14 protein-coding genes, 1 tRNA gene and 3 rRNA genes are annotated in these 17,954 nt (G+C 53.0%); 6 read left to right on the top strand and 12 right to left on the bottom strand.

The window, feature by feature from the left end:
- Positions 1-118: 118 nt before the first annotated feature.
- From SHEW_RS19290 to SHEW_RS19305, 4 genes are all read right to left on the bottom strand, one after another.
- Positions 119-195 (bottom strand) — tRNA-Asp (locus SHEW_RS19290).
- Between the two features lie 36 nt (positions 196-231).
- Positions 232-347: ribosomal RNA gene (gene rrf, locus SHEW_RS19295) — 5S ribosomal RNA — on the bottom strand.
- 103 nt (positions 348-450) lie between these two features.
- Positions 451-3,343: ribosomal RNA gene (locus SHEW_RS19300) — 23S ribosomal RNA — on the bottom strand.
- Between the two features lie 251 nt (positions 3,344-3,594).
- Positions 3,595-5,139 (bottom strand): 16S ribosomal RNA (locus tag SHEW_RS19305).
- Together the 16S, 23S and 5S rRNA genes with 1 tRNA gene alongside form the textbook arrangement of a ribosomal RNA operon.
- 561 nt (positions 5,140-5,700) lie before the next feature.
- Between SHEW_RS19305 and SHEW_RS19310 the strand changes: the two genes are divergently transcribed.
- A complete protein-coding gene (locus SHEW_RS19310) occupies positions 5,701-6,258 on the top strand; it encodes a gamma carbonic anhydrase family protein (protein WP_011867519.1) in 558 nt (185 codons plus the stop codon).
- 134 nt (positions 6,259-6,392) lie between these two features.
- On the opposite strand, the gene SHEW_RS19315 is transcribed toward SHEW_RS19310, so the two are convergent.
- Together SHEW_RS19315 and aroE are read right to left on the bottom strand one after the other, a co-directional pair.
- On the bottom strand, positions 6,393-6,665 hold the full coding sequence (locus SHEW_RS19315) for a DUF1488 family protein (RefSeq protein ID WP_011867520.1): 273 nt from the start codon (positions 6,663-6,665) through the stop codon (positions 6,393-6,395).
- A 38-nt stretch (positions 6,666-6,703) separates the two neighbouring features.
- A complete protein-coding gene (gene aroE / locus SHEW_RS19320; protein WP_150100068.1) occupies positions 6,704-7,543 on the bottom strand; it encodes a shikimate dehydrogenase in 840 nt (279 codons plus the stop codon).
- A 176-nt stretch (positions 7,544-7,719) separates the two neighbouring features.
- Between aroE and SHEW_RS19325 the strand changes: the two genes are divergently transcribed.
- Entirely contained in the window at positions 7,720-8,148 is a 429-nt protein-coding gene (locus SHEW_RS19325; protein ID WP_011867522.1) for a group II truncated hemoglobin, read from the top strand.
- A gap of 56 nt (positions 8,149-8,204) precedes the next feature.
- On the opposite strand, the gene hemF is transcribed toward SHEW_RS19325, so the two are convergent.
- The 3 genes from hemF to SHEW_RS19340 all read right to left on the bottom strand — a co-directional run bounded on the left by hemF (position 8,205) and on the right by SHEW_RS19340 (position 10,357).
- Complete coding sequence (gene hemF, locus SHEW_RS19330) at positions 8,205-9,116, bottom strand: oxygen-dependent coproporphyrinogen oxidase (RefSeq protein WP_011867523.1); 912 nt, start codon at positions 9,114-9,116, stop codon at positions 8,205-8,207.
- An 18-nt stretch (positions 9,117-9,134) separates the two neighbouring features.
- A complete protein-coding gene (gene tsaC, locus SHEW_RS19335) occupies positions 9,135-9,692 on the bottom strand; it encodes an L-threonylcarbamoyladenylate synthase type 1 TsaC (protein ID WP_011867524.1) in 558 nt (185 codons plus the stop codon).
- A gap of 101 nt (positions 9,693-9,793) precedes the next feature.
- Positions 9,794-10,357 (bottom strand): DNA topoisomerase family protein, encoded by a 564-nt coding sequence (locus tag SHEW_RS19340; protein ID WP_011867525.1) that lies wholly within the window; start codon positions 10,355-10,357, stop codon positions 9,794-9,796.
- A 137-nt stretch (positions 10,358-10,494) separates the two neighbouring features.
- Between SHEW_RS19340 and SHEW_RS19345 the strand changes: the two genes are divergently transcribed.
- Complete coding sequence (locus SHEW_RS19345; RefSeq protein WP_011867526.1) at positions 10,495-12,306, top strand: collagenase; 1,812 nt, start codon at positions 10,495-10,497, stop codon at positions 12,304-12,306.
- A 57-nt stretch (positions 12,307-12,363) separates the two neighbouring features.
- On the opposite strand, the gene SHEW_RS19350 is transcribed toward SHEW_RS19345, so the two are convergent.
- From SHEW_RS19350 to SHEW_RS19360, 3 genes are all read right to left on the bottom strand, one after another.
- A complete protein-coding gene (locus tag SHEW_RS19350) occupies positions 12,364-12,837 on the bottom strand; it encodes a DUF494 family protein (RefSeq protein WP_011867527.1) in 474 nt (157 codons plus the stop codon).
- Positions 12,838-12,839: 2 nt separating this feature from the next.
- Positions 12,840-13,859, bottom strand: coding sequence for a DNA-processing protein DprA (dprA, locus tag SHEW_RS19355; RefSeq protein WP_011867528.1), 1,020 nt, complete (start codon positions 13,857-13,859; stop codon positions 12,840-12,842).
- 88 nt (positions 13,860-13,947) lie between these two features.
- Positions 13,948-15,045 (bottom strand): LysM peptidoglycan-binding domain-containing protein, encoded by a 1,098-nt coding sequence (locus SHEW_RS19360; RefSeq protein ID WP_011867529.1) that lies wholly within the window; start codon positions 15,043-15,045, stop codon positions 13,948-13,950.
- A gap of 125 nt (positions 15,046-15,170) precedes the next feature.
- Here SHEW_RS19360 and def point away from each other — a divergent pair, with 125 nt between their 5' ends.
- From def to rsmB, 3 genes are read left to right on the top strand one after another with little or no spacing between them, the layout of a single operon-like run.
- On the top strand, positions 15,171-15,683 hold the full coding sequence (def, locus tag SHEW_RS19365; RefSeq protein WP_011867530.1) for a peptide deformylase: 513 nt from the start codon (positions 15,171-15,173) through the stop codon (positions 15,681-15,683).
- Positions 15,684-15,690: 7 nt separating this feature from the next.
- A complete protein-coding gene (gene fmt, locus SHEW_RS19370; RefSeq protein WP_011867531.1) occupies positions 15,691-16,665 on the top strand; it encodes a methionyl-tRNA formyltransferase in 975 nt (324 codons plus the stop codon).
- A complete protein-coding gene (gene rsmB, locus SHEW_RS19375; RefSeq protein ID WP_011867532.1) occupies positions 16,662-17,945 on the top strand; it encodes a 16S rRNA (cytosine(967)-C(5))-methyltransferase RsmB in 1,284 nt (427 codons plus the stop codon). The genes fmt and rsmB overlap by 4 nt, the downstream gene beginning before the upstream one ends.
- The last annotated feature ends 9 nt before the right edge of the window (positions 17,946-17,954 follow it).

The following is a 17,954-nucleotide window of genomic DNA, read 5'->3' on the forward strand; positions in this document are numbered from 1 at the left end:
TTGAGACAGAGCCTACAAACTCCATGGAAGCACAGCTGAACTTCTGCTCTCGGCCACGGGCTTTTTGCACACAACGAAAAAAGCCCCAGCATTGCTGCTAGGGCTTTCGTCTTAATGTTGGCGGAGCGGACGGGACTCGAACCCGCGACCCCCGGCGTGACAGGCCGGTATTCTAACCAACTGAACTACCGCTCCTTTAGTAACACGCTTACGCGGGATACTAAATTAGGCGCCTGGAAATGACCTACTCTCACATGGGGAGACCCCACACTACCATCGGCGCGATTGCGTTTCACTTCTGAGTTCGGGATGGGATCAGGTGGGACCACAATGCTATGGTTTCCAGACAAATTTGGAAATTTAGAAAGCTGCTTGAGTTCGCACTTCAATCAAGTACTTTTGTATTCTTTTGATCACGTAAAACCATCGTACGAAACCCTTTTGGGTTGTATGGTTAAGCCTCACGAGTCATTAGTACAGGTTAGCTCAACGCCTCACAACGCTTACACACCCTGCCTATCAACGTCCTAGTCTCGGACGGCTCTTTAGAGACCTTAAAGGTCTAGGGATGACTCATCTTAGGGCTCGCTTCCCGCTTAGATGCTTTCAGCGGTTATCGATTCCGAACGTAGCTACCGGGCAATGCCATTGGCATGACAACCCGAACACCAGCGGTTCGTCCACTCCGGTCCTCTCGTACTAGGAGCAGCTCCCTTCAATCATCCAACGCCCACGGCAGATAGGGACCGAACTGTCTCACGACGTTCTGAACCCAGCTCGCGTACCACTTTAAATGGCGAACAGCCATACCCTTGGGACCGACTTCAGCCCCAGGATGTGATGAGCCGACATCGAGGTGCCAAACACCGCCGTCGATATGAACTCTTGGGCGGTATCAGCCTGTTATCCCCGGAGTACCTTTTATCCGTTGAGCGATGGCCCTTCCATTCAGAACCACCGGATCACTATGACCTGCTTTCGCACCTGCTCGACGTGTATGTCTCGCAGTTAAGCTGGCTTATGCCATTGCACTAACCGTACGATGTCCGACCGTACTTAGCCAACCTTCGTGCTCCTCCGTTACTCTTTGGGAGGAGACCGCCCCAGTCAAACTACCCACCAGGCACTGTCCTCAACCCCGATTCAGGGGCCAGAGTTAGAACATCAACACTACAAGGGTGGTATTTCAAGGATGACTCCACGAGAACTGGCGTTCCCGCTTCAAAGTCTCCCACCTATCCTACACATGTAGGGTCAATGTTCAGTGCCAAGCTATAGTAAAGGTTCACGGGGTCTTTCCGTCTAGCCGCGGGTATACGGCATCTTCACCGCAATTTCAACTTCACTGAGTCTCGGCTGGAGACAGCGTGGCCATCATTACGCCATTCGTGCAGGTCGGAACTTACCCGACAAGGAATTTCGCTACCTTAGGACCGTTATAGTTACGGCCGCCGTTTACCGGGGCTTCGATCATGAGCTTCTCCGAAGATAACCCAATCAATTAACCTTCCGGCACCGGGCAGGCGTCACACCGTATACGTCATCTTGCGATTTTGCACAGTGCTGTGTTTTTGATAAACAGTTGCAGCCACCTGGTATCTGCGACTCCCGTCAGCTTAGAGAGCAAGTCTCATCACCAACAGGAGCGTACCTTCTCCCGAAGTTACGGTACCATTTTGCCTAGTTCCTTCAGCCGAGTTCTCTCAAGCGCCTTGGTATTCTCTACCCGACCACCTGTGTCGGTTTGGGGTACGATTCCTACTAACCTGAAGCTTAGAAGATTTTCCTGGAAGCATGGCATCAACTACTTCATCACCGTAGTGACTCGTCATCAACTCTCAGTATTAGGTGCCCGGATTTGCCTAAGCACCCTACCTACAGCCTTAAACGCGGACAACCAACGCCGCGCTAGCCTAGCCTTCTCCGTCTCTCCATCGCAGTTAGCAGAAGTACGGGAATATTAACCCGTTTCCCATCGACTACGCCTTTCGGCCTCGCCTTAGGGGTCGACTCACCCTGCCCCGATTAACGTTGGACAGGAACCCTTGGTCTTTCGGCGAGGAGGTTTTTCACCCCCTTTATCGTTACTCATGTCAGCATTCGCACTTCTGATACCTCCAGCGTGGGTTACCCCTTCACCTTCAACGGCTTACAGAACGCTCCTCTACCGCACCAGCGCAAGCGCTAGTACCCATAGCTTCGGTGTATTGCTTAGCCCCGTTATATCTTCCGCGCAGGCCGACTCGACTAGTGAGCTATTACGCTTTCTTTAAATGATGGCTGCTTCTAAGCCAACATCCTAGCTGTCTAAGCCTTCCCACATCGTTTCCCACTTAGCAATAACTTTGGGACCTTAGCTGATGGTCTGGGTTGTTTCCCTTTTCACGACGGACGTTAGCACCCGCCGTGTGTCTCCCGAGTAGTACTCATTGGTATTCGGAGTTTGCAAAGGGTTGGTAAGTCGGGATGACCCCCTAGCCTTAACAGTGCTCTACCCCCAATGGTATTCGCTCGAGGCGCTACCTAAATAGCTTTCGAGGAGAACCAGATATCTCCCGGTTTGATTGGCCTTTCACCCCCAGCCACAAGTCATCACCGCATTTTTCAACATACGTGTGTTCGGTCCTCCAGTTGATGTTACTCAACCTTCAACCTGCCCATGGCTAGATCACCGGGTTTCGGGTCTACACCTTGCAACTAAACGCGCAGTTAACACTCGGTTTCCCTACGGCTCCGCTATTCGCTTAACCTCGCTACAAAATGTAAGTCGCTGACCCATTATACAAAAGGTACGCAGTCACGGTCTCAAGAACCGCTCCCACTGCTTGTACGTATACGGTTTCAGGTTCTATTTCACTCCCCTCACAGGGGTTCTTTTCGCCTTTCCCTCACGGTACTGGTTCACTATCGGTCAGTCAGGAGTATTTAGCCTTGGAGGATGGTCCCCCCATATTCGAACAAGATATCACGTGTCCCGTCCTACTCGTTTTCACCTAAAGTTAGTTTTCATGTACGGGGCTATCACCCTGTATCGCTGTGCTTTCCAACACATTCCACTAACACCCTCTAGGCTTAAGGGCTAATCCCCGTTCGCTCGCCGCTACTAGGGGAATCTCGGTTGATTTCTTTTCCTAAGGGTACTTAGATGTTTCAGTTCCCCTCGTTCGCCTCACTAAGCTATGTATTCACTTAGTGATGACACCTTATGGTGCCGGGTTTCCCCATTCGGACATCGTTAGCTCAAATGCTTGTTACTAGCTCGCCAACGCTTTTCGCAAGTTACTACGTCCTTCATCGCCTCTGACTGCCAAGGCATCCACCGTATACGCTTAGTCACTTAACCATACAACCCAAATGAGTTTCATCTGAGTCGCATCGCAACTAACGGTTTCTACTTTCGCCAAAAGAATACTCAAGTCACTTGATTAAAGTGTGTTTTGAGAACTCAATTATTTTTCGCAATAATCTTTCGATTATTACTATCAGCTTTCCAAATTTTTAAAGAACAAGCATCGTCGCTCGGACGTGCCACTCGCTCTAACAAGAACAAGTTATCTGTGTGAACACTCAACAAATATCAGTCAATCGTATAGGTAAGGAGGTGATCCAGCCCCAGGTTCCCCTAGGGCTACCTTGTTACGACTTCACCCCAGTCATGAACCACACCGTGGTAAACGCCCTCCCGAAGGTTAAGCTATCTACTTCTGGTGCAGCCCACTCCCATGGTGTGACGGGCGGTGTGTACAAGGCCCGGGAACGTATTCACCGTGGCATTCTGATCCACGATTACTAGCGATTCCGACTTCATGGAGTCGAGTTGCAGACTCCAATCCGGACTACGACCGGCTTTGTGAGATTAGCTCCACCTCGCGGCTTCGCAACCCTCTGTACCGACCATTGTAGCACGTGTGTAGCCCTACTCGTAAGGGCCATGATGACTTGACGTCGTCCCCACCTTCCTCCGGTTTATCACCGGCAGTCTCCCTAAAGTTCCCGGCATTACCCGCTGGCAAGTAAGGATAAGGGTTGCGCTCGTTGCGGGACTTAACCCAACATTTCACAACACGAGCTGACGACAGCCATGCAGCACCTGTCTCAGAGTTCCCGAAGGCACCAATTCATCTCTGAAAAGTTCTCTGGATGTCAAGAGTAGGTAAGGTTCTTCGCGTTGCATCGAATTAAACCACATGCTCCACCGCTTGTGCGGGCCCCCGTCAATTCATTTGAGTTTTAACCTTGCGGCCGTACTCCCCAGGCGGTCTACTTAATGCGTTAGCTTGAGAACCCAGTGTTCAAGACACCAAATTCCGAGTAGACATCGTTTACGGCGTGGACTACCAGGGTATCTAATCCTGTTTGCTCCCCACGCTTTCGTACCTGAGCGTCAGTCTTTGTCCAGGGGGCCGCCTTCGCCACCGGTATTCCTTCAGATCTCTACGCATTTCACCGCTACACCTGAAATTCTACCCCCCTCTACAAGACTCTAGTTGACCAGTTCGAAATGCAGTTCCCAGGTTAAGCCCGGGGCTTTCACATCTCGCTTAATCAACCGCCTGCGTACGCTTTACGCCCAGTAATTCCGATTAACGCTTGCACCCCTCGTATTACCGCGGCTGCTGGCACGAAGTTAGCCGGTGCTTCTTCTGCGAGTAACGTCACAGCTAACGGGTATTAACCGTTAACCTTTCCTCCTCGCTGAAAGTGCTTTACAACCCGAAGGCCTTCTTCACACACGCGGCATGGCTGCATCAGGCTTGCGCCCATTGTGCAATATTCCCCACTGCTGCCTCCCGTAGGAGTCTGGGCCGTGTCTCAGTCCCAGTGTGGCTGATCATCCTCTCAGAACAGCTAGGGATCGTCGCCTAGGTGAGCCATTACCTCACCTACTAGCTAATCCCACCTAGGTACATCCAATCGCAGAAGGTCCGAAGATCCCCTCTTTTCCCCCGTAGGGCGTATGCGGTATTAGCAGTCGTTTCCAACTGTTATCCCCCTCGACTGGGCAGTTCCCTAGGCATTACTCACCCGTCCGCCGCTCGTCATCTTCAAAAGCAAGCTTTTGAAATGTTACCGCTCGACTTGCATGTGTTAGGCCTGCCGCCAGCGTTCAATCTGAGCCATGATCAAACTCTTCAATTAAAAGTTTTTGTGTTTGGCTTGCGCCAAACGACTCAATGAATTCTGATTCACATAAATGACTCGGAAGAATCATCTACATGTTTGTACATATTGCTATGGACTCTCATCGTTGCATTGAGATTTAAATCGTTTTCGATTAACTCAATACCTGTGAGTGTCCACACAGATTTCTTGTTTTATCTTGTTAAAGAACGTTCGCCTCATACTGGAGTCCAGCGGGCTAGGGCTGCGTATTCTACGCTTCTCCCTGTCGGCGTCAAGCGCTTTTTTCAAAAGATTTTTAAGTGGTTAATTACTGTGCTTTCGCGTTGTAACTACCGGCTTAAAAACTCGAACCGCTTATCGCCTTGACTCGACATTCGTTACTTACTCACTTGGTAAGTAGCGCCGTTTGCCGTGTCAGTGGGAGCGCATTATAGGGAGCCAAATCTTTTTCGCAAGGGCTTTTTTAAAGAAAAGTGCTACTTTTGCATTGTTTGCACGCTTTTTCGCCTGACTAGCTACTTTTTCCCCATTATACTGGGTGACCCTCACTCATTTGGCCGTTTTAAGGACCTAGCCATGACAAAATCTATCCGTGCCTATAAGGGCGTTAGCCCACAATTTGATGCCAGTGTGTATATTGATGAAGCCTGTGTACTCGTCGGCGATATTGCATTAGACACAGATGCCAGCGTCTGGCCCATGGTGGCGGCGCGAGGCGATGTGAATCATATCCGCATTGGTAAACGTTCGAACGTGCAAGATGGCACCATATTACATGTGACCCGTAAGTCGGCCAGCCGTCCCGAGGGACATCCACTGCTTATCGGCGACGATGTCACCATAGGCCATAAGGCGATGTTGCACGGCTGCCAAGTGGGTAACCGTATCCTTATCGGCATGGGCGCTATCATACTGGACGGCGCGGTGATAGAAGATGACGTGATCTTAGGTGCGGGTTCTTTGGTGCCCCCAGGCAAGACACTGGAGAGTGGCCACCTCTATGTAGGCAGCCCGGCCAAGAAGGTGAGAGCGCTGACCGAGGCAGAGATAAAATTCCTCCCCGAATCGGCCGACAACTATGTCCGCCTGAAGAACGAATACATTGAAGAAGCGTTACAGGATTTGCCAACCTAGGCACTTCTCGGCTAACTGGGCTTAGCTAGGCCTAAACTAGCTAAACCTTAAAAAGCCTAGATTTAGATGGCGTCGATATCTCGGCGCCTTTATGACGACTAGAAGAAATCAGTGGCGAAAGATAGCAACGCAAACTAATCGACGCGCTCCACCTGGATATGACCCTGAACGTCGAACGCCTCCTGCTCGATCAACTTTTCAGCCTGCTCCTCAATATCGAAGCGAAACTGCTCAAACAAGGAAAGCGCCTGTTCACTGTTATTAATCTTCTCTGCCGCAAGATGCTCCAGCACCTTTTGCCCTATATAGCAATCTATCACCATCCCTTGCTGCTGCGCCGTAAAGTGAATGGCGCTTAGCTGGACGTCCCAGGTCAGTTGCTCGGTAAATATGATGCTTTGATTCATGGCCCATTACTCCTGTTGCCAATCGATATGAGTGCTTATCACGCCTGCGATGCGAGCTCACTACGCAGCTTTGCCAATACTGGCTCGACAGCGGGCTCTACACCGCGCCAAATAGCGAAGCTCTTAGCAGCCTGTCCCACCAGCATGCCCAGGCCATCGATCGTCTGACTCGCCCCCTGGTCTAAGGCCCAGTGATTAAAGGCGGTGAGCTCTCGGCCATACATCATATCGTAGCAGACGCTATGGGCGGCGATAATCGCCTTGGGCAGACTCGGCAGCTCGCCACTCAAACTGGCTGAGGTTGAGTTGATCACAATATCGAAGCTGTGGGTCAGTTCATCCAAGGTGCTGGCCTTCACCTGACCATAGGCCTTAAATGCCTCGGCCAGTTGCTCCGCCTTGCTATGGGTACGGTTATGTATTGTCAAAGAGTCGATACCGGCATTCAGCAGCGGCAATATGGCGCCGCGCGCCGCACCACCTGCGCCGATGAGCAAGACACTCTTACCGCACAGGCTACCAAGGTGACGCTCGAGATCCGCCACCAGCCCTAAGCCATCGGTATTGTCGCCCTTGATGCGGCCATCGGCCAGGCGAGTGAGGGTGTTGACGGCGCCGGCAAGCTTGGCCTCATCACCCAGGCAATCACACAAGGCGTAGGCCTGCTCTTTGAACGGCAGGGTCACGTTGGCCCCCTTGCCGCCATGTTCGAAGAAAGCTCGCAGAGACTCGGCGAAACCATCGAGGGGCGCCAAGATGGCTTCATATTGCAGCGACTCGCCCGTCGACTTGGCGAACGCCTGATGAATAGCCGGGGATTTGCTATGCCCTATGGGATGGCCAAATACGGCGTATCTATCTTGCACCTGCTGCGTCATGGGGATATGGTCTCTATTTGATTCGATTGCGCTCAGTCTACTGAGCTTTTTCGGTGAAGCAAAGGGTGCCAGCATGCAATCTCTTCAGGGAAACTTGGATTGATTGCGACCGGAGAATCGGCTAGTGTGCCGCATGATACCAAGACCCAGTAAAACAGAGCCCGCGAGAGAGTCAGATGAAGTGGTTAAAAAAGATGATGGCTAAGCCTTCGGCCGAGCGCGATCCTCAGCAATCGAACGCCTATGACAGAATTGGTGGCGAGAAGGTGATCCGCGCGCTTGCCAAGCAGTTTTACCATCAGATGCAGACCAGCCCAGATACCCAAGACTTGCTGGCCATGCACAGATCCCCCATTGCCGAGTCGGAACAGAAGCTGTTCGAGTTCCTCAGCGGCTGGCTGGGCGGCCCGCAGCTGTTTCATCAACGTCATGGGCATCCGGCCCTGCGCGCCAGACACATGCCCTTTAGCATAGACGAGACGATGCGCGATCAATGGCTACTCTGCATGCAGCGGGCATTGGCGATAGAGATCAAAGAGCCGCAACACAGGGAAGCCATCTACCAGGCGATCTCGACGCTCGCCGACCATATGCGCAACCAATAAAATATTGCCATTGTCCTGATTAAAAAAGGGCTCATTCGAGCCCTTTTTTATATTCCTTATGCCTCTAACCACTCTCTCGGCTTGAGAAAATCGCTGTATAGCTTGGCCTCTGGGCTACCCGCCTCTGGAGTATAGGCATACTGCCAGCGCACCAGCGGCGGCATAGACATCAGGATAGACTCGGTACGACCACCTGTCTGCAGGCCAAATAGTGTGCCTCTGTCATACACAAGGTTAAATTCCACGTAGCGGCCACGGCGATAGAGCTGGAAATCACGCTCACGCTCACCGTATGCCGTCTCTTTACGCTTCTCGACGATAGGGGCATAGGCCTTCAAGAAGCCTTCGCCCACAGCCTGCATGAAGGCGAAGCTGTTTTCGAATCCTGGCTCGTTGAGATCGTCGAAGAAGAGGCCGCCGACACCACGGGTCTCGTTACGATGTGGCAGGAAGAAATACTCGTCGCACCATTTCTTATATTTAGGGTAAACGTCTTCACCGAAGGGCTCACACAATGCCTTGGCACTCTGATGCCAGGCCACCACATCCTCTTCAAACGGATAGTAAGGGGTCAGATCGAAGCCGCCGCCAAACCACCAGACGGGATCGGCCCCTTCCTTCTCGGCGATAAAGAAGCGTACGTTGGCGTGGGTCGTCGGCACATAGGGGTTGTTAGGATGGATCACCAGCGAGACGCCCATGGCTTCGAAGCTGCGTCCGGCCAGCTCGGGTCTGTGAGCGGTAGCCGATGCCGGCATGGCCGCACCTGTCACGTGGGAAAAGTTTACTCCGGCCTGCTCAAACACCTTGCCCTTAGTCAATACACGGCTGGTGCCGCCACCGCCCTCTTCCCGCTCCCAGGAGTCGGCGACAAACTTGGCCTCGCCATCGAGTTGTTCCAGGCCTTCACAGATCCTTTGTTGCAGGTCGAGTAAGAATGCTTTGACTTGGGTGGCATCAGGCTTCATAAAAATTCCTTGCTATGGTTATCGTAAAATCTTTCCGCTGATCACATCTATGATGGTCGATGGTTTAGGCTCGGCGCCAAGGCTACCGGCCACCAGACCATCTATCTTGCCATCAAACTGACGTATGACTTCCTCTGGAGTCAAGGCGGGCTCTTCCCCGGTCAGGTTGGCACTGGTCGAGACGATGGGCTTACCCAGCGCCTGACACAGCGCCTGCACGCCAGGATGATTGGAGACGCGCACGGCGAGGGAGTCAAACTGACCACTCAAGAGGCTAGAGAGCCCTGGTCGTTTCGGCATGATGAAGGTAAAGGGGCCTGGCCACTTGTCGAAGGCCGACTGTAGCTGTGCCTCGGTGAGGACAGAACTATCGATATAGGGCGTTAACTGATTGAAATCGCTGGCGACCAAGATCAAACCTTTCTGCCATGGACGCTGCTTTAAATCCAGCAGCTTCTGAATCGCCTCATCGTTGTCGGGGTCACAACCCAGCCCATAAACGGCCTCGGTCGGATAGGCTATGACGCCTCCTTGCAGTACCGTTTCAACTAGGGCAGCGGGATCTTGCTGTAACATGTCGCTTACCTTTCTGTGTTCAACGGGTCGACTTGACCCTATGGGTCGAGATTATACAGACAAAGCTAATACGAACAATGGCGGCAAAGGATAAACAGGCCCTATAGCGGACGCTTATACTTACAACTCTTTTGCGGACATTCCAGGCGCATACCGGCGGCGCCCTTGCGCTCGACTAAGATACCGAAGCCGCAATCGGGGCAGGCTTCCTGCACGGGCGGGTAATTCACCAAGAACTTACATTTAGGATAGGCGCTACAGGCATAGAAGCTTTTGCCGAAGCGGCTGGTTCTATGCTCCATCACCCCTTTATGACAGCTGGGACAGGTGACGGCCTCGGCGGGGTCTTCCTGATCCTGCTTCTCGATATGCTTACAATCAGGGTAGCGGGTACAGCCGATGAAGATACCGAAACGACCCGACTTTACTGCCAACTCGGCGCCACATTCTGGGCACTCTGAGCCTTCGATCACCTGAGTCTCGATCGACTCGTGATGCACCAGAGGCCGGGTGTAGTCACAGCAGGGATAGTTGTTGCAACCGATGAATCCACCATGTTTACTGTTTTTCACCGACAGCTCACAGCCACACTTAGGGCAGAGTTCATACTCTTTCTCCAGTGCATGCTCGTGTGAACTAAACAGTTGATCATCTATCTTAGACATGGTTTTCTCGACAGCCGGTGACTCTAGCTATTTTACCAAGCTCTACAGCGCCTTGGGAATCGAATGTGCACTTAATTTATAGCTAGTCTTCTTTGCGGGATTGAAATATATTGTATGCAAAATAACAAGGAGACCCTATGTTGCGTCAATCCCTCTGCGCCCTCTTGCTCGTCGGCCCCAGCTTCTTGGTGGGCTGCAGCGTCACTGCACCAGGACAGATAACCCCAACCCCAAGACAGATAGACTCGATCTTTATCAATGAGCTAAGCGCCTTGCCGTCACAGCAGCTCTTCAGCCATGACAACCCCCTGCTCGATACCGCCAGCTTAACTAAGGCACTACAAGCCATCATGCAGGCCCAGGATGAGGCGAGCCTAGATGCCCTGCTCTATTACCTAAGGGCCTTTAGCTATTTCGGCCCCATGGATAAGCTGACCGATACCGAATATACCGCTCTGACAGATGCCTTAAGCCGACTTGGCAATAGTCAGTTGATCGCTCAGGCGCCTAGAATACAGGAGCACTTCGCGGTAACCCTGTATCGTTACTATGGAATTGATGACAAAGATGACAAAGTCAATGACCAGCGCGCCCAGCAGCTTGCTAGCTTGCTCCCCCTACTTAATCGGCAACTAAAGAGAACCGCAAAGCAAGCGCCTAGTCAGGCAGCAGATTATGCCCTATGGGAGACACTCAGAGCCTATGGCATGCTGCTAAATATCGCGCGCAAACAGCCCGATCGCGCACTCAATAAGCAGTTGATCGCCGCCGAACTGGATAAGCCCCTGCTCGACTTTGCCGCCTCAGCACTAAGCCTGCATGGTCAGCAAGACTGGCCGAGAGCCAATGCCTATTGGGCACTGGGCCTCTACCGCCTAGCACTCCCCAGCGGCGAAGAGGGCAAGCTCACCCCAGCAGAACAGGCACTGGACGATGCCATGGTAAGACTCGCCGAGCAGGATGTCGCCCAACGTGGTGAGGCTGCCAAGACCACCTATACCTTGGGCTATCATGTGAACGCCTTCGCCGGCCTGGAGGCCTGCAAGGCCCGCAGCAGTGTCTGTCAGATCCCAAAGCTGACACAAGTCTTACCCATACACCATCAATGTTCAGATAGCCTATATATCCTGGCGCAAGATCTCACCCCTAATGAGCTGAGTAGCAGCTGCACTAAGCTCACCTCACAGGAGGCCAACTTTCATCGACTGCTCGAGACTCAGCACCAGCCGACCGCCAACGACAACAATGATGCGCTGCAGGTAGTGGCCTTCAAGAATTGGAGCCAATACAACGCCTACGGCCAGCTGCTGTTCGACATAGGCACGGATAACGGCGGCATGTATATCGAAGGCACGCCGTCAAATCCCGAAAATCAGGCCAGCTTCTTCGCCTATCGACAGTTTTGGATCGCGCCCGAGTTTGCCATCTGGAACCTGAATCATGAATATGTGCACTATCTCGACGGCCGCTTCGTGAAATATGGCGGCTTCGGCCATTTCCCGCGCAAGCTGGTGTGGTGGTCGGAAGGGCTGGCCGAGTACGTCTCCAAGGGCAATGACAATCCATCGACCCTGAAGGTCATCAAGGCTAAACTGGGCGAGGCGCCGGATCTCAAGACCATCTTCGCCACCGAATATAAGGATGGCCTCGACAGAACCTATAAGTGGAGTTACATGGCCATCCGCTTCCTGGCCGAGCACCACCCAGAGGAGTTGGTGCGTCTCAGCCATTACCTGAAGACAGATTATTTCGAGGGCTATGAGAAGCTGCTCGATCAACTCTCAGAGCAGCAAAGTGCCTTTTCAAACTGGCTAACCCAGCAGGTTGCCCAATTTGAGGAGCATGACACGGATAAGGCGCCCAAGATAAACAAGCTTAATCGTTACGCCTATCGCGATTATCTGATGCCAAGCCACCTCAAGTTAGATGGGGCCCATCAACATTTTTAATCAAGCATTAAAAAAGGAGGCTCAGGCCTCCTTTCTTTTAAATCCGAATCGAGTCAATTAGGAATGTAGCCGACCATCGGGTTGCTCGAAGATCAGATCCTCCATCTGCTCATAGGCGGACTCATTGCCCGGCACATTAAACAACACCATGAGGATCACCCACTTAAGGTCTTCCAGGATCAGCGCAGGCTCGTCCAGCTCCATCACGCGATCGATCACCATCTCGCGCAGCTCGACATTGAGTACCTTGATCTGTTCTAAGAAGAGCAGGAAACCACGACACTCGACATCTAACTTCTCCATCTCGGCCTGAGTATAGATACGGAAGGAGTGTTGATCATGATTACATAGGTAGGGTTGATCACTTTCTTGTAGCGATGCCAAGTGTTCTAACCAGGACAAGGCCTTGATAATCGCCGATTGATGAAAACCAGCTCGTGTCAGTTCTTGGGTCAACTCGTCTTCATCGACCAGTAACTCGACCTCACTGTGCACATAGTTTTCGAATAGATACATGAGGATATCGAACATGGCTAGCTCCTCTTAAGTCTTATATAACCACCGGGTACAGCTGAAACCCAACCTTGTAGTTCAAGTTCAAGCAACTGCTCTAATACTAGCTCTATCGTTTTTCCACTATGCTCGACCACCACATCTAATGGTGTGGCCTCATAGCCTACACTAGCTAACAGTGAGGCAAATGGCAAATCAGAAGCTAACTCCTCCCCTATATGGTGACGACGATGCAACTCTTCAAGGTGAAATTTTGATAAAGCTGCAACCTCTTCGATAATATCGGCGGCGCACTCCACCAGTTTAGCGCCATCTCGTAACAAATCATGACAGCCCTGATGATCCCCCGCCAGGATATTGCCCGGCACGGCAAACACCTCGCGGCCCTGCTCCAGCGCAAATCTCGCGGTGATCAACGAGCCACTCTTTCGCGCCGCCTCCACCACGAGCACGCCCAGCGACAGTCCGCTGATGATGCGATTACGCTTAGGAAAGTTACCGGCGTAGGGTTTTATCTGGGGCCAGAACTCGCTGAGCACACAGCCCCTCTGCTGAATCTTCTCGTAGATGGGTTTGTGACGTTTGGGATAGATGACCTCTATGCCTGTGCCCAACACGGCCAGGGTCACGCCATCGGCATCTAATACACCTTGATGAGCCGCGCCGTCGATACCGGCCGCCATGCCGCTGATCACCGCAATTTTAGCTGCGGTTAGCTCCTGGGCCAGTTGATAGCTTGCGGCTAATCCCGACTGAGACGCGGCGCGGCTACCCACCATGGCGATACAGGGATGCACCAAGGCGTTGGGATCGCCTTTGGCAAAGAGAATCGGCGGCGGGTCGTTGAGCTGCAGTAGCAGACTTGGATAGAGAGTATCTTGGGGACAGAGAATATGATGGTGAGGCGCGGCATCTTGCCAAGCTAGCGCCTGTTCGACCAAAGAAAAATCGGGGGACAGCTTAGCCGTCAATAGGCGCTCAGGCAGGGGTAAGGCATCGGGTTCATGCTCCAGCCTTTGCCTGAGCTCTGCTACATCCATGTAGTTTAATAATTGTTTTACCCGGGCCGGTCCTAACCCGGGTACCGCAGAAACAACTAGCCAGTCGACCAGCTTGTCGTCGATGGCACTATTCGCTCGCTAACAGGGTGTCAGGTTGCAGCAACTTGTCATGGACGCGCACAGGCTTCTCGTTGATCAGAATAAGCCCCAAGCTGACACGGTCGAACACCTTGAATACCATCAACTTACCGCGATAGATATCCGGCATCTTGGTGGCATTATCAGATGAGATACTGGCCAGCAGTTCCTCATAGGTGCTGCGATCCTTAGGTTGTACCGGCTTGCCGTCACCATCGATCACCACCTCGGCACCATCACGGAAGATGGAGAACACATGGCCAGTCTCGACGCCGTCTTGGCTACCACGGTCGATATAGACCACATCCAGCTTACCCATTTCGCGCACATCTTTCTCTGAGGCGAGCACCTTGCCAGGCGTCGTCGCCGCCTTAGGCATGAAGTACGCTGACATTAGCGAATCATCTTCGATAGGCAGCACACGATAACCCGCCTTGGTCTCGCGCATATTGCTCAGCAAACGTACCTTAGACACTGGGCCCGACTCTATGACACGGCCGCTGGCGGTCAGAATCACCTCCAGCCCCAGATCATCGCCAGATTCGGCATCTTCAAACTGACGCCCCTTGGCATAGACACCAAACTTGTCACCAAGAGTCAGCTCCCCTTGAATATAGATAACATCGTCGGTCACATGGTGCTTAGACTCGCTCTCGCCCCCCATGACCATAGGCTGCTCATCGAACCACTCGCCATCGACGACTCGGTTTTGCACCAGATAAGGCTGAATCAGGCTGAGATCCACGGCAGGAATCGCGCCGCCTTTAGGCAGGACACGTCCTTCGGGACTCTTACGAATATGAGGCTTGACCACCAATCTGGGTTCACCGTCGATAAAGACCAGGGTCAGTCTGTCTCCGGGATAGATAAGGTGAGGGTTGGCGATCTGTGGGTTAGCGCCCCAGAGCTTAGGCCAGCGCCAGGGATCCTTGAGAAATTGGGCTGAGATGTCCCAAAGGGTATCCCCTTTCTTCACCACATACGAATCGGGATGGCCAGACTTCAATGTCAAGGTATCCGCGACAACAAACGAACTACTAAAAATCATTAAACCGAGTAAAATTAGTCGTTTCATGGGGGTATCCATGCTGTTTGCCCTTTATATAGAGCTTTTACTGTTATTGAATGCCACTAAGGATTAAAATTAACCCATTAGCCTAAGTCAGTATAACCAACTGTCTCGAATTTGACAGACTTGTTAAGAGTTTATGTATGAGTTTACTAAAAGTTTTACGCTTTCCCGATGAGCGCTTACGCACGATTGCGAAGCCCATTACAGAATTTAACGCTGAGCTTCAGACACAAATCGATAATATGTTCGAAACCATGTATGAAGAGAAGGGAATTGGTCTGGCGGCGACCCAGGTAGATTATCATCATCAGTTGATCGTTATGGACCTGCAAGATGACGTAGAACGCCCTAAGGTTTTCATTAATTTAGAGATAATTGAAAAAAGTGGCGATTTTTGCAACGAAGAGGGCTGCCTCTCAGTGCCCGGCATCTACGCCAAGGTCGATCGCGCCGAGTTTGTCACCATCAAGGCACTGGACAGAGATGGCAACGAGTTCACTTTAGAGGCTGATGGCCTGTTCGCCATCTGTCTGCAACATGAGCTTGATCACCTCAATGGCAAACTGTTTGTCGATTACCTCTCGCCCCTCAAGCGTCAGCGTATCAAACAGAAACTCGAAAAAGCCGCGCGCCTCGAAGCCAAACAAGGATAAGCCTCATTTGAAACCACTCAAGATACTCTTTGCGGGTACACCAGATTTTGCCGCCCGCCATCTACAAGCCTTAATCGATTCAGAGCACCAGGTTATCGGAGTTTACTCCCAACCGGACAGACCCGCGGGCCGTGGTAAGAAACTACAGGCAAGCCCGGTCAAAGCCTTGGCACTCGAGCATGATATCCCGGTCTACCAACCCGTGAGCCTGAGAAACGAAGATGCCCAGGCAGAGCTCGCCGCTCTCGGCGCCGACATCATGGTGGTGGTCGCCTATGGTCTGATCTTGCCTCAGGTAGTACTGGACACCCCAAGACTGGGTTGCATCAATGTGCATGGTTCCATCCTGCCTCGCTGGCGTGGCGCAGCGCCGATTCAGCGCGCCCTGTGGGCCGGCGACGCGGCAACCGGCGTCACCATAATGCAGATGGATATAGGTCTGGATACCGGCGACATGCTGCTCAAGACCCATCTGCCAATCGAAGATAGAGACACCTCCGCCAGCCTGTATGAGAAGCTGGCCGAGCAGGGACCAAGCGCCCTGATCCAGGCACTAAAAGGCCTCGCCGAAGGCAGCCTAACGCCTGAGCCACAGGATGAAGCCCTAGCCAACTACGCCGAGAAGCTCAGCAAAGAGGAGGCGCAGCTCGACTGGCGCAAACCGGCCGAGCAGCTGTGGCGTGAAGTTCGCGCCTTCAACCCTTGGCCCGCGAGCCACTTCCCCCATCAGGATGCGGCAATCAAGGTATGGCAGGCCAGCGTGTCAATTGAGGCGGCAAAGCAGGCCCCAGGCACCATCATCCGCGCCGACAAGCAGGGCATAGCGGTCGCCACCGGCGAAGGCGCGCTGGTGCTCGAAACCATTCAGCTGCCGGGCAAGAAGGCCATGGCGGTGGCCGACGTGCTTAACGCCCGCGGCGACTGGTTTACCCCGGGCACCCAATTACAAGGCGTCACCCCAGCAGATGAGGCGCAGGCATGAAGAACCTGCGAGCCCTCGCGGCCAGAGTCGTCTTCCAGGTATTAGAGAAAGGGGTCTCACTGTCCGTGGCCCTGCCCGAACAGCAGCAGCGACTCACCAGTGGGAAAGACAAGGCCCTGTTGGCCGAACTCTGCTATGGCGTGATGCGTCACCTGCCCCAACTCGATAAGCTAGTGAGCGACTGCATGAGCAAGCCACTCAAGGGCAAGCAGCGCATCGTACATCAGCTGCTACTCGTGGGATGTTATCAGCTCTATTTCACCCGTATCCCTGGCCATGCGGCAATCTCGGAAACCGCCGAGGCCTGTCGCCAGCTCAAGTTTGAGGGACTGGTCAAGGTGGTCAACGGCGTGCTGCGCAACTTGCAGCGCAACCAGAAGCCGCTGCCCGAAGACAACGAGACCCTGGCCTTCAACACCCCAGCCTGGTTGATCAAGCGCCTCAAGGCCGCCTATCCAGACAGCTGGCAAGAGATGATCGCCCAGAGCCATCAGCGTCCGCCCATGTGGCTGCGTAACAATCAGTTGTCCCAGACCCGAGAGCAATATCTGACGCTACTCGACGAGCAGGAGATAGCGGCCACACCGGGTGCGAGCAATGACGCCATACTACTGGAGAGCCCGAAAGATGTCGGCATGCTCCCAGGTTTTGCCGATGGTGTCGCCTCGGTACAAGATGGCGCCGCACAATGGGCCGCCAGCCTGTTGGCACCCGAAGCAAATGAACTGATTCTCGATGCCTGCGCCGCCCCCGGCGGCAAGAGCTGTCATCTGCTGGAGAGTCAGCCCAGCATAGATCTGGTGGCGGTCGACTTCGACGCCAAACGCCTGGAGCGGGTGCAGCAGAACCTCGACAGATTAAGCCTCAAGGCCAAGTTGGTGCACGGCGACGCCGCCAAGATAGACTCCTGGTGGCAGGGCGATAAGTTCGACCGCATCCTGCTGGACGCGCCTTGTTCGGCCACCGGCGTGATCCGCCGCCACCCGGACATCAAATGGCTACGAAAGCAGGCCGATATCGAAGAGCTAGCCACATTACAGTCACAAATTTTGGATCATTGCTGGCAGTGGCTTAAACCCGGTGGCACACTCCTGTATGCTACATGCTCAATTTTACCGCAAGAGAACGCCGAGCAGATCGCGGCTTTCTTAGCGAGAACCCAAGACGCAACCCTGATTCCAATCGCACAACAACAAAACAGCGATGACATTGGCTGGCAAATCACGCCGGGCCAAGACAATATGGATGGGTTTTACTACGCTCGCTTGGTTAAGGGATAACGTTAGGCT

The organism is Shewanella loihica PV-4 (assembly GCF_000016065.1).
Classification (GTDB): Bacteria; Pseudomonadota; Gammaproteobacteria; order Enterobacterales; family Shewanellaceae; genus Shewanella; species Shewanella loihica.